This is a genomic window from Pseudacidovorax intermedius (genome assembly GCF_001476815.1).
Lineage (GTDB): Bacteria > Pseudomonadota > Gammaproteobacteria > Burkholderiales > Burkholderiaceae_C > Xenophilus > Xenophilus intermedius_A.
Map to the genome: position 1 here is coordinate 1 of NZ_LDSL01000130.1, position 11,008 is coordinate 11,008.

At 72.7% G+C, this 11,008-nt stretch carries 12 protein-coding genes; all 12 read right to left on the reverse strand.

All coding sequences use genetic code 11. The features are described from left to right. A partial coding sequence (locus NS331_RS19020) for an Hpt domain-containing protein (protein WP_193758154.1) occupies window positions 1–391 on the reverse strand: 391 nt, incomplete at its 3' end. A gap of 25 nt (window positions 392–416) precedes the next feature. After that, complete coding sequence (locus NS331_RS19025; protein WP_058643529.1) at window positions 417–794, reverse strand: response regulator; 378 nt, start codon at window positions 792–794, stop codon at window positions 417–419. 26 nt (window positions 795–820) lie between these two features. Next, complete coding sequence (locus NS331_RS19030) at window positions 821–2,560, reverse strand: methyl-accepting chemotaxis protein (protein ID WP_058643530.1); 1,740 nt, start codon at window positions 2,558–2,560, stop codon at window positions 821–823. A 13-nt stretch (window positions 2,561–2,573) separates the two neighbouring features. Further along, window positions 2,574–2,894 carry a hypothetical protein gene (locus tag NS331_RS19035; RefSeq protein ID WP_058643531.1) on the reverse strand — a complete coding sequence of 107 codons (321 nt, stop codon included), beginning with the start codon at window positions 2,892–2,894 and terminating at the stop codon, window positions 2,574–2,576. Continuing rightward, window positions 2,891–3,355: a hypothetical protein gene (locus NS331_RS19040; RefSeq protein WP_058643532.1), complete on the reverse strand. Its 465-nt coding sequence runs from the start codon at window positions 3,353–3,355 to the stop codon at window positions 2,891–2,893. The genes NS331_RS19035 and NS331_RS19040 overlap by 4 nt, the downstream gene beginning before the upstream one ends. 22 nt (window positions 3,356–3,377) lie before the next feature. Then, window positions 3,378–3,740, reverse strand: a complete 363-nt coding sequence (locus NS331_RS19045; RefSeq protein ID WP_058643533.1) for a response regulator — start codon at window positions 3,738–3,740, stop codon at window positions 3,378–3,380. Window positions 3,741–4,023: 283 nt separating this feature from the next. Next, the gene (locus NS331_RS19050) at window positions 4,024–5,136 is read right to left on the reverse strand and encodes a lipocalin-like domain-containing protein (RefSeq protein ID WP_058643534.1); all 1,113 of its coding nucleotides are present in this window, start codon (window positions 5,134–5,136) and stop codon (window positions 4,024–4,026) included. A gap of 36 nt (window positions 5,137–5,172) precedes the next feature. Next, window positions 5,173–6,249 (reverse strand): PLP-dependent cysteine synthase family protein, encoded by a 1,077-nt coding sequence (locus NS331_RS19055; protein ID WP_058643535.1) that lies wholly within the window; start codon window positions 6,247–6,249, stop codon window positions 5,173–5,175. Beyond that, the gene (locus tag NS331_RS19060; protein ID WP_058643536.1) at window positions 6,250–6,564 is read right to left on the reverse strand and encodes a hypothetical protein; all 315 of its coding nucleotides are present in this window, start codon (window positions 6,562–6,564) and stop codon (window positions 6,250–6,252) included. A gap of 4 nt (window positions 6,565–6,568) precedes the next feature. Continuing rightward, window positions 6,569–7,024, reverse strand: a complete 456-nt coding sequence (locus tag NS331_RS19065; protein WP_058643537.1) for a RidA family protein — start codon at window positions 7,022–7,024, stop codon at window positions 6,569–6,571. 89 nt (window positions 7,025–7,113) lie between these two features. Next, on the reverse strand, window positions 7,114–8,133 hold the full coding sequence (locus NS331_RS19070) for a transglutaminase family protein (RefSeq protein WP_058643538.1): 1,020 nt from the start codon (window positions 8,131–8,133) through the stop codon (window positions 7,114–7,116). Window positions 8,134–8,149: 16 nt separating this feature from the next. Further along, window positions 8,150–10,876 carry a circularly permuted type 2 ATP-grasp protein gene (locus NS331_RS19075; protein ID WP_058643539.1) on the reverse strand — a complete coding sequence of 909 codons (2,727 nt, stop codon included), beginning with the start codon at window positions 10,874–10,876 and terminating at the stop codon, window positions 8,150–8,152. Window positions 10,877–11,008 lie beyond the last annotated feature (132 nt).

Here is an 11,008-nt window from a genome sequence, read left to right on the forward strand (position 1 = left end):
CGTCGCCGGCCTGCAGCGCCGTCAGCTGCGCATGCATGGCCGCCACGCGGTCCGCGTCCACGGCGGCGCCGCCCTGCGTGGCGTCGATCTGGTCGCGCAGCACGTCGGCGGCCTGCAGCAGCACGTCCACCGCCTGCTGGTTCAGCGGGCGCTCGCCGCGGCGCATCTGGTCCAGCAGCGACTCCATGACGTGGGCCAGGCCGATCACGTCGTTCAGGCCGAAAGTGGCCGCGCCGCCCTTGATGGAATGCGCGGCGCGGAACACGGCGTTTAGCGCCTCGGCCCCGGGCGCCGCGATGTCGATCGACAGCAGCTCGCCTTCGAGCGCCGACAGGTGCTCGCGCGCCTCTTCGACGAAGAGGGCGACGAATTCGCTCAGGTCCAGGTCCATGGCAGTCGGGACGTGCGTCAGCGCGTCAGCGGGGGGTGTTGAGGAGCCGCTCCACCACCGACAGCAGCGTCTGCGGCTCGAAGGGCTTGACCATCCAGCCCGACAGGCCGGCGGCGCGGCCCAGGGCCTTCATCTCGGCGCTGGATTCGGTGGTGAGCATCAGGATCGGCATGCCGGCATGCTCCGGCTTGGCGCGCAGCTCGCGCGTGAGCGTCAGGCCGTCCATGTTGGGCATGTTCTGGTCGGTCAGCACCAGGTCCACCGTGGCGTCCTGGCTCAGCTGCTGGAGGGCGTCCTCGCCGTCGACGGCGGCGCGCACGCTGTAGCCGCCCAGGCGCAGGGTCACGGTCAGCATCTGGCGGATGGACGGCGAGTCGTCCACCGTCATGATGGTCTTGGTCATGGCTTGCATGGGTGGGGCGGCGTGGCTCAGAACGATTCCCAGCCTTCCTGCAGTGCACCGCCGCCGGCGGGCGCCAGGCGCGGCGTGCGCGGGGCGGCGCCTGCGCCGGCCATGTGCGCGTGCGAATGGGCATGCGAGACCATGGCCGGCTGCGCCTGCGCCACGTGCGCCCGGGCGGCCAGCATGTCGGGCGCGGGCATGGCATGGGCCGCGGCGGCGCTGTCGTTCGCGCTCAGGCGGAAGGTGGACACGCTGCGCACCAGCTGCTCGGCCTGGTCCTGCAGGCCGGCGGCGGCGGCCGACAGCTGCTCGACCATGGCGGCGTTCTGCTGCGTGGTCTGGTCCATCTGCGTCACGGCTTCGCTGACCTGGGCCACGCCCACGCTCTGCTCCTTGCTGGCGGTGGTGATCTCGTGGGTGATCTGCGAGACGCCCTGGATCGCGCTGACCACCTGCTCCATGGTCTGGCCGGCCTGGTCGACCAGCGCCGAGCCCTGGCGCACGCGCTGCACGCTGGCGGTGATCAGGTCCTTGATCTCCTTGGCGGCCTGCGACGAGCGCTGGGCCAGCTGGCGCACTTCGGCGGCCACCACGGCGAAACCGCGGCCCTGCTCGCCGGCACGCGCCGCCTCGACGGCGGCGTTGAGCGCCAGGATGTTGGTCTGGAAGGCGATGCCGTCGATCACGGCAATGATGTCCGAGATGCGCTTGGAGCTGTCGTCGATGGTGTGCATGGTCTCCACCACGCGCGCCACCAGCGCGCCGGCCGACTGGGCCACGCCCGTGGCCTGCTGGGCCAGGTCGTGCAGGCGGCGGGCATGCTCGGCGTTCTGGCTCACCGTGGTGTTGAGTTCCTCCATCGAGGCGGCGGTCTGCTGCAGGGCCGAGGCCTGCTGCTCGGTGCGCGAGGCCAGGTCGCCGCTGCCGGCGGCGATCTCGCGGCTGGTGACGGCCAGGCCGTCGGCATTGCGGCGCACCTCGCCCACCACCTCCACCAGGCGCAGGCGCATCTGCGACAGGCTGCCCAGCAGCTGGGCCATCTCGTCGCGGCCGGTGGCCTGCACCTCGCGCGTCAGGTCGCCGGTGGAGACCGCCTGGGCCACCATCGCCGCCTTGTGGGCCGGGCCGGTGATGGAGCGGGTGACGACCACCGCCGCCGCCGTGCCGATGCCCAGCGCCAGCAGGGCGCCGGCCACGATCAGCCACTTGCTCTGCGTCAGCAGGCCGACCAGTTCGCTGCGGCCGGTGGCGGCACTGCTGGTGATGACGCGCTGCACCTCGCCCACCGCCTCGGTGTAGCTGCCGCCCAGCGCCTGCAGGCGCTTTTCCTGCTCCTCGGGCAGGTCGCGGCCGGAAGCGCGCGCGGCCAGCATGTTGTTCAGGAAGGGCAGGAACTCGGCGCGGCGGGCCTCGGCCTTGTCCAGCGCCTGGCGCACCGCCGGGTCGTCGTTGATGCCCGACAGCGCCCGCACCGCCTGCGCCGCGCGCTCCTTGGCGCCGTTGATCTCGGCGACCACGTTGCGCTCGTAGTTGGGGTCGTTGGTGTGGATGAAGGCCTCGGCCAGCAGCACCTCGGTGTGGATCTCGTCGGCCCACTGGTTGGCGGCCTGCACGCGCGGCGTGACCACCTCCGCGCCGTAGTCCAGCGCGTCGCGCAGCTGGCCCATGCGCAGCAGCGAGACGACCGAGATCAGTGCCGTGATCAGCAGCACCAGGATGAAGGCGAGCCACAGCCGGCGGCCGGTGGAGAGATTGTTCAGGGACATGGCAGACCTGTTGTCAAGCATTCGATTCGGAGGGGGCGGCGGCCGTGCCGGGCCGGCCGGCGCGCAGGCGGCAGGCCAGCCGGCCCTGCTGCAGCGACAGGGCGGTGAGCCGCTGGCCCAGCGTGTCCTCGGACTGCAGGGCGACCAGGGTGCGCGTCACGCGGCCGTCGTCCAGCCCGGCGGGCGCCAGGGCCATCAGCGACATGAAGTCCTCCCGCAGCACGGACAGGGTGGCATCCAGGTCGGTGCGCAGCTGGGCCAGCTCGGCCGCGTTCGCCTGCAGTTGCGACGCCAGGCCGTCCGTGTCCAGGTCGGTCGGCGCCGGTTGCGTCATGCCACCGCCCAGAGCGAGAACATGCCGCTGCCGTAGCCCTCGATCTCCACCGAGAACAGGGCCTGCTTGGTGCCGGTGGCCAGCGGCGCCAGTTCGCCCGGCACGGCGGCCGGGTCGACGATGGCCTTGAGCAGCGCCACGCGGCCGTCCAGCGGCCGGGTGAACAGGCGCGAGATGACGTTGAGCACCTCGGCGAAGTTCTCGGCCAGGATCTCGTCCAGGCGGCCGGCGCGGATCGCATCCTGCGCCACCTCGGAGGGCATGATCGACAGGCAGGCGCCCAGGCATGCGGCCAGCGGCAGGTCGGCCGCGCAGGCGGCGATCACGCGGCCGTCGCCGCCGTGGTACAGGCCCGCGGCGACCGGCTTGATGGGGCTCTTGGGCGGCTTGGCGGCACAGCTCACCTCGCGGTGCACCAGCTTGTGCAGATGGCGTTCGATTTCGATGGCGGTGGGCAGCATGGCGTCTCCTCGGTTCTTCTTGTCAGTCGAGGATCGGGCCCAGGGCCTTCTCGAAGTCCTCGGGCGAGAAAGGCTTGCCGATCACGAACTTGGCGCCCAGGGCGGTCGCCTGCTGGCGCATCTCGCTGCTGACTTCCGTGGTCACGAAGCCGAAGGGCGTGTCGATTTCGGCCTCGCGCAGCTTCTGCAGGAACTCGATGCCGGTCATGTTGGGCATGTTCCAGTCCGAGATGATCAGGCCGAAGTGTTCGCTGGTGGCCAGCTCCAGGGCCTTGGCGCCATCGGGCGCCTCCATCGTCTCGTGGCCGCGGAATCCGGCCTGGCGGATGGCGTGGGCCACCACCATGCGCATGGCCCGGCTGTCGTCTGCGATGAGTATCTTCATGTGCACCCCTGTCGCCGCATGCGGCGGTCTTGGTATGTCGTTGAACAAGCGGGCCTTCGGCACCGCGCCGGCCCCGGTCGGGCGGCGGCGGCCTCCCCGGCTGGCGAAACACTGCTTACATTTCGTTAAGCCTTATTTCGTCGGATCGGCGCGTTTCTGAAGCGCTATTTGCGACGGGGTTGTAACGGGCGCGGGCCGGGCGACGCGGGTCGACCGGGGGTGTGCATACCTTCGACTTAAAGCGCGCTACCGCAGGCGCGGGGCGGGCCGGTGCGCGGCCAGCTCAGAGCCGCAGGGCCTGGGCGTAGCCCGTCATCTCCAGGTAGCCGGCGCCCAGCCGCCGTCCCTGGGCGTCGCGCAGTTCGCTCAGGCCTTCCCAGTAGATGGCGCCGGTGGAACCGCGGCTGTCCAGCTCCTGGTCGTCGAGCAGGCTGGCGACCTCGAAGCGGCCCGCGGGCGTCTCCACCGTCCAGGCGACGGGATAGGTGGCGCGGGAGGCCGGGCTGGTCCAGCGGCGCCGCGGCGTGAAGCGAACGGTGTCGGCGCCGAAGGCCTGCACCGGCGCATCGCCCGCCGCGCGCCAGGAGCCGCCGGCCCACAGCGCGCTGCCGTCCGCGCGGCGCAGGCGGAAGGCGGTGAGGGCCGCGCCGTCGTCCAGGTTCATGCCGATCCAGTCCCAGCCGACGGCCTCGGGATGCATCAGGGCCTCGCTCCATTCGTGGTCCAGCCAGGCGCGGCCGCGCACGGGGCGCGGCGGCTGGCCGGCGACGGCGATGCGGCCCTGCACCGCCAGCTGCGGCTGGCTGTAGTAGTAGCTGGCCTGGCTGGCATCGGGCCCCTTGCGCGACAGGCCGGCCTGGCCCTGCAGCAGCGGCGGCTGGGTGGGTGCGAGCCGCAGCGAGAGCCCGAAGTCGGCGCCCGGCGCCTCGGCCGCGTAGGCGCCGCTGGCCGCATCGCGGCGCAGGGACCAGTCGCGCAGCCGCACCCGCGCGTCGTCCTCGGCCGCCTCGGCGATGCCGAAGCCGGCGCGGGCGATGCGCTGGTCGTGGTGCAGCCGGCCGGCCCGCAGGTCGCTCAGGGCGGCATGCGCAAAGATGAGTTGCCTGGCGGCGAAGGCCGAGCGCAGGGCCTGGGTGCCGTCCACCCGCGAGCGGAAAAAGGTGAGCTGGAAGCCGAAGACGGCGCCATCCTCGGCCTCGAGCCGGCCGGTGGCGTACCACCATTCGGTGCGCAGTTCGGGGTGGCTGCCGTGGTCGCGCGGGAACCGGAGCGTGCGCGGCGCCAGCGCCAGGGCCGGCAGCGCAGGCAACAGGCCGGCCGCCAGGGCGCCGAGCAGCCGCCGGCGGCGCAGCGGCGGCGCGGCAAGGGCGAAGTGCGGCAAGAGGGCGGGCGGCATCGGCGCATGATCGCCGATGGCGCATGCCCCCTTCGTTCAGCCGTTCAACGCCGCCTCGATGCCGCGCACCGCCTCGGCGCAATCGCCGAAGCGCTCGTCCACCCAGCGCGCGTCGTGGTACGTGCCCAGGTAGCGCTCGCCCGCGTCGCACAGCAGCGACAGCACCGAGCCGCGCCGGCCCTGCTCGCGCATCTCGTGCGCCAGCGCCAGCATGCCGACGAAGTTGGTGCCGGTCGACGGGCCCACCTTGCGGCCGAGCAGGGTCGACAGCACCCGCATGCCGGCGATGGAGGCCACGTCCGGCATCGGGATCATGCGGTCGACCACGCTGGGAATGAAGCTGGGCTCCACGCGCGGGCGGCCGATGCCTTCGATGCGCGAGCCATCGCCCTCGCAGTCCCAGTCGCCGGTGGCGTGGAATTCGGCGAAGGCCGAGCCTTCCGGGTCCACCACCGCCAGTTGCGTCGGATGGCCGCGGAAGCGCAGGTAGCGGCCGATGGTGGCGCTGGTGCCGCCCGTGCCGGCGCCCACCACGATCCAGGCCGGCACCGGATGCCGTTCCTCGCCCATCTGCTGGAACATGCTCTCGGCGATGTTGTTGTTGCCGCGCCAGTCGGTCGCCCGCTCGGCGTAGGTGAACTGGTCCATGTAGTGGCCGCCGCATTCGCGGGCCAGGTCTTCCGCTTCCTCGTAAACCTCCCAGGCATGGTCCACGAAATGGCAGCGCCCGCCGTAGAAGGCGATCTGCGCCACCTTCTCGGCCGAGGTGCTGCGCGGCATCACGGCCACGAAGGGCAGGCCCAGCAGGCGGGCGAAGTAGGCCTCGCTCACGGCGGTGGAGCCGCTGGAGGCCTCGATGATGGTCGTGCCCTCGCGCACCCAGCCGTTGACCAGCGCATGCAGGAACAGCGAGCGCGCCAGCCGGTGCTTGAGGCTGCCGGTCGGGTGGGTCGATTCGTCCTTGAGGTAGAGGTCGATGCCCGCGCATTCGAAGGCGGGCAGCGGCAGCGGGATCAGGTGGGTGTCGGCGCTGCGCTGGTAGTCGGCCTCGATGCGGCGCATGGCGCCCTGCAGCCAGCCGCGGCCGGTGTCGTCGTCGGTGAAATGACTCATTTACTTGGGGGCGGGGCGGCAGAAGGCCTGGAAGCCTTCGAGCGTGTTGGGGAAGCCCTTCTCGCGTGCCAGCTCCCAAGGCCGCACGCAGCGCCTGGCGCTGTCGCACCAGATGTAGCCGGTGGAGGGCTTGCAGCTGGCCGGCCCCTCGGTGGCCAGCGGGTCGCCGTCGTTGCCGACGATGCGCGGCGGGGGCGGCGCCAGCGGCACCGGGGCCACGGGCGGCGGGCCTTCCTCGGGCGCGGCGCAGGCGGCGAGATTCGCCGCGAGGACGGCCATGGCGGCCAGGGCCAGAACGCGGGTGGGCGCGTGCATGGGCTCAGTCCACTTCGGCGACGAGTTCGATCTCGACGCAGGCGCCCATGGGGATCTGCGCCACGCCGAAGGCGCTGCGGGCATGGGCGCCGCGCTCGCCGAAGACCTCGGCGAACAGCTCGCTGGCGCCGTTGGTCACCAGGTGCTGCTCGGTGAAGGTGGGGGCGGAATTGACCAGGCTCATCACCTTGACGATGCGGCGCACGCGCTCCAGGTCGCCCAGGGCGGCCTGGAGGGTGCCCAGCAGGTCGATGGCGACGGCGCGCGCGGCCTGCTTGCCTTCGTCGGTGCCCAGGTTCACGCCCAGCTGGCCGACCCAGACCTTGCCGTCCTTCTTGGCGATGTGGCCGGACAGGAACACCAGGTTGCCGGTGCGCACGAAGGGCACGTAGGCGGCGGCGGGCACGGCCACGGGCGGCAGTTCGATGCCGAGTTGCTGGAGCTTGGCTTGGATGGACATGGAAGGCTTTCCGAAGTCGTTCGTGAGAGGGTGAAAAGAAGCGGCGGCGCGGGGCGCGCCGCCGGCAGCCGCCGGAGGGCGGCGGCGGATCAGCGATTGTCCGGCATGGCGCCGGAGCGGCCCGGGCCGGGCACCGGCGCGCCGTCGGCCGGCACCAGGGCCGGTGCCAGGCGCTCGCGCTGCGCGGCGGGCAGCTCGTCGAAGGGCTGGACGGTGACGCCCACGTCCAGCACGTGGCGCGCGCCGCCGTGCAGCACGCCGCGCATCGGCGACACGTCGGCGAAGTCGCGGCCCATGGCCAGCACGACATAGTCCTCGCCCGGCTGGCGGCCGTTGGTGGGGTCGAAGCCCACCCATTCGCCGACCCCGGCGGCCGGCACGCCGGCCTCGTCGCCCGGGCCGGGCAGGTAGACCTCGACCCAGGCGTGCGAGGCATCGGCGCCCACCAGCCGCGGCTGGCCGGGCGGCGGCTGCGTCAGCAGGTAGCCGCTGACGTAGCGCGCCGGCAGGCCCAGGGCGCGGCAGCAGGCAATCATGATGTGGGCGAAGTCCTGGCACACGCCGCGGCGTTGCGCCAGCGCGGTGACGGCGGGCGTGCTGATCTCGGTGCTGCCGCTGTCGTAGTCGAAGTCGCGGTAGATGCGCAGCGTCAGGTCCATGGCCGCCTCGAACAGCGGCCGGCCGGCGCCGAAGCTGGTGCGGGCATAGGCGACGAAGTCGTCGTGCTGCGGCACGTGGCGCGAGGGGAAGACGAAGTCGGAGGCCGGGTCGTCGTGCCGGCCGGCGCGGTAGCGGAAGCGCTCGCGCACCGGCTCCCAGGCGATGGCCGCCAGCGCCGCGGCGGGCGCGTCGGGCACGGCGGTGCGCACCAGGCTGCGGGCCGTCACCACCAGCTGTTCGTGCGTGGATTCGAAAGCGAAGAAGGTGCGGCGGTTGCCGTACAGGTCGTCCGACTCGCGTCGGTGCGCGGGCTCGGGCGAGATGGCGAGCCGGTGGTCCAGCACCGCCTGCCAGGGCAGCTCGCGCGGGCGCAGGTGGGCCAGATGCTGGGCGGTCTGCACCGCCGGCGCGTAGTCGTAGCAGGTTTCGTGGGTGACGTGCAGCAGCATGGGGCGTGCTGGCCTCTCAGACGCCGACGGACCGCACGGTCTCGAAGGTGAGGGTGAAGTAGCGCACGCCGATGGCGTCGGACACGTGGTAGGCGGCGCTGGCGCAGCGGTTGAGCGTCTGCATCAGGGCGGCATAGCGGCCGTCCTCGCCGGGCGCGCACAGCGTCTCCAGCGACCAGTGGTCCGGATCGGGCAGCTCGTGCGAGAGCGCCGTGAGGCGGTCGGGCGCGCTGCCGGCCAGCTTGGCGATGCGCTTGCGCAGCGTGTGCGCCACCCAGGCCAGCGAGCGCGGGTTGTCGCCGTCGAGCACCAGCAGGTCCACCAGCGAGGCCACGTCGCGCCGCTGCTGGTAGCGGGCATGGAAGGTGATGGTGCTGTCGAACAGGCCGACCACGGCCTCGAAGCCGCTGGCCTCGTGCACGCTGCCGTGCTCGAAGCCGGCCGCCAGCGCATTGGCCAGGAAGGACAGGCGCTCGATGTGGCGGCCGATGGACAGCAGCCGCCAGGCGTCGTCGCGCGTCATGCGGTCGGTCTGCGCGCCGGTGATGGCGCTGAGCATCGCGCTGGTGGCCTCCAGCGTGCGCAGCATGGCGCCGACGGCATAGCGGCCCTCGCCGCTCTCGCCTGCCTGCTCCTGGCTGCGGCGCACGAGGTCGGCCTCGGCGCGCACGATGTGGTTCCAGTGCTCCTGCGACAGCCGCTCGCGCACGGCCTGGGCCGCCTCGCGCAGGCAGCGCAGGTTGAAGCCCACGCTGCGCCCGTTCTGCGTGTCGCCGAGCTGGGCGATGAGCGCGCGCTCGAACAGGCGCCGGCTGTGGGCCGCGCGCGCGCCTTCCTGCGGACGCGCGAGGCCGGGCACCTCGCGCGGCACCAGCGAATTGCGCAGCGCCATCTCGTGCAGCCAGGCCACCAGCGGACGGGAGAACTGGTCCTCGCCGCTGAGGTTCTCGAGCGTCAGGCGCGCCAGGCGCAGCGTGTTCTCGGCCCGCTCGGTGTAGCGGCCCAGCCAGTACATGTTCTCGGCCGCGCGGCTGGTGACGGGCGCGCGGTGGCGCTGCAGCGAGGCCGGCGTGGCCTGCGGCGCCAGGCGGGTGCTGCGATCCACCTCGCCCGGGGTCTGCACCCACACGTCGGCGCTGCTGCCGCCACGCTGCATGGAGGCGATCTGCGCATCGGGCCCCGCCAGCCGCGCCAGGCCGCCGGGCAGCACGCGCCAGCTCTGCGGCCCGTCGTTGACGGCGAACACGCGCAGCAGCACGGCCTTGGGCGCGATGCGGCCGGGGCCGAGTTCCTGCGACCAGGTGGGCATCTGCGCCAGCGGCAGGTAGCTCTGCACGGTATGGGCATCGCTCTGGCGCAGGATGCGGCCGGCCCATTCGTCGAGCGCGCGGCGGTCCAGCCGGGTGCCGAGCACGGCCTCGAAGCTGGGATGGATGTCCGAGCCCGTGTAGGTAGGCTTGATGGCGCATTCGCCCAGCCGGGGCAGCGCGGCCTCCATGGCGGCGCGCTCGCCGCACCACCAGGTGGGCAGGGCGGGCAGGGCCAGTTCCTCGCCGATCAGCCGGCAGGCCAGGGCCGGCAGAAAGCCCAGCAGCGCCGGCGATTCGAGGAAGGCCGAGCCCGGCATGTTGGCCACCAGCAGGTTGCCCGCGCGGATCACCTGCAGCAGGCCGGGCACGCCCAGGGTGGAGTCGGGCCGCAGCTCCAGCGGGTCGAGGAAGGGATCGTCCAGCCGCTTGATGAGCCCGTGCACCGGCCGCAGGCCCTGCAGCGTCTTGAGGTACAGGCGCTCGTCGCGCACGGTGAGGTCGTTGCCCTCGACCAGCGTCACGCCCAGGTAGCGCGCCAGGTAGGCATGCTCGAAGTAGGTCTCGTTGTAGGGGCCGGGCGTGAGCAGCGCGATGTGCGGCGGCGCGCCGGCCGGGCACATGCGCTGCAGGCCTTCCATCATGGCGGTGTAGGTGGCGGCCAGGCGCTGCACCTGCAGCGACTCGAAGGCCTGCGGGAACTGGCGCGACACGGCCAGCCGGTTCTCCAGCAGGTAGCCCAGGCCCGAGGGCGCCTGGGTGCGCTGGGAGACCACCCACCAGTTGCCGTCCGGCCCGCGCGCCAGGTCGAAGGCGGCGATGCGCAGCCAGGTGTCGCCGGGCGGCTGCACGCCGTGCATCTGGCGCAGGTAGCCGGGATGGCCACGCACCAGGGCGGCGGGCAGCAGGCCCTCGCGCAGCAGCGCCTGCGGGCCGTAGACGTCGGCCATCACGCGGTCGAGGATGCGCACGCGCTGCAGCACGCCGGTCTCGATCTGCGCCCAGCTGGCGGGCGGCACGATCAGCGGGAACAGGTCCAGCGACCAGGGCCGCTGCTGGCCGTCGGCGTCGGCATAGACGTTGTAGGTGACGCCGTTGTCGCGGATCTGCCGCTCCAGGCTCAGGGCGCGGCGAGGCAGGTCGGCGAAGCCCTCGGGGCCCAGTTCCTCGAAGAACTGCGTCCAGGCGGGCGTGAGCGGGCCGGCGGGTGCCGCGGCGGGCGCGGGTCCTTCATCGATATCGGGCGCGGGCAGGCTGGCGTCGGCCAGCACCGGCGCGGCGGGCGCAGCCGGGGCCGCCGGCGCCACGGCCGGGCTGGCGAGGCCGCGCAGCTCGTCGAAATGGCCAGGCTGCGCCGACGGCGCCAGGGCGGCGGCGAAGGCGGCCGGCGATTCCGCGGCCTGGGCGTCGAAGAGGGAGTCGTTCAGCGGGTCCACAGCCGGCGGATTGTCACATCGGATTCATGGCCATCCGGCAGAGGCCCGAAGACCCGGCGCCGACCGTGAACGATTGCACAACCCGCGCGGCCGGCGGGCGACCTGTGCCGTGCCCTGGCCGCTGCACCTGGC

Bases quoted from the DNA above. Each gene is read 5' to 3' on its own strand.
- NS331_RS19025 (WP_058643529.1), bottom strand. From the start codon at position 794: ATGACCAAGACCATCATGACGGTGGACGACTCGCCGTCCATCCGCCAG.
- NS331_RS19030 (WP_058643530.1), bottom strand. From the start codon at position 2,560: ATGTCCCTGAACAATCTCTCCACCGGCCGCCGGCTGTGGCTCGCCTTC.
- NS331_RS19035 (WP_058643531.1), bottom strand. From the start codon at position 2,894: ATGACGCAACCGGCGCCGACCGACCTGGACACGGACGGCCTGGCGTCG.
- NS331_RS19040 (WP_058643532.1), bottom strand. From the start codon at position 3,355: ATGCTGCCCACCGCCATCGAAATCGAACGCCATCTGCACAAGCTGGTG.
- NS331_RS19045 (WP_058643533.1), bottom strand. From the start codon at position 3,740: ATGAAGATACTCATCGCAGACGACAGCCGGGCCATGCGCATGGTGGTG.
- NS331_RS19050 (WP_058643534.1), bottom strand. From the start codon at position 5,136: ATGCCGCCCGCCCTCTTGCCGCACTTCGCCCTTGCCGCGCCGCCGCTG.
- NS331_RS19055 (WP_058643535.1), bottom strand. From the start codon at position 6,249: ATGAGTCATTTCACCGACGACGACACCGGCCGCGGCTGGCTGCAGGGC.
- NS331_RS19060 (WP_058643536.1), bottom strand. From the start codon at position 6,564: ATGCACGCGCCCACCCGCGTTCTGGCCCTGGCCGCCATGGCCGTCCTC.
- NS331_RS19065 (WP_058643537.1), bottom strand. From the start codon at position 7,024: ATGTCCATCCAAGCCAAGCTCCAGCAACTCGGCATCGAACTGCCGCCC.
- NS331_RS19070 (WP_058643538.1), bottom strand. From the start codon at position 8,133: ATGCTGCTGCACGTCACCCACGAAACCTGCTACGACTACGCGCCGGCG.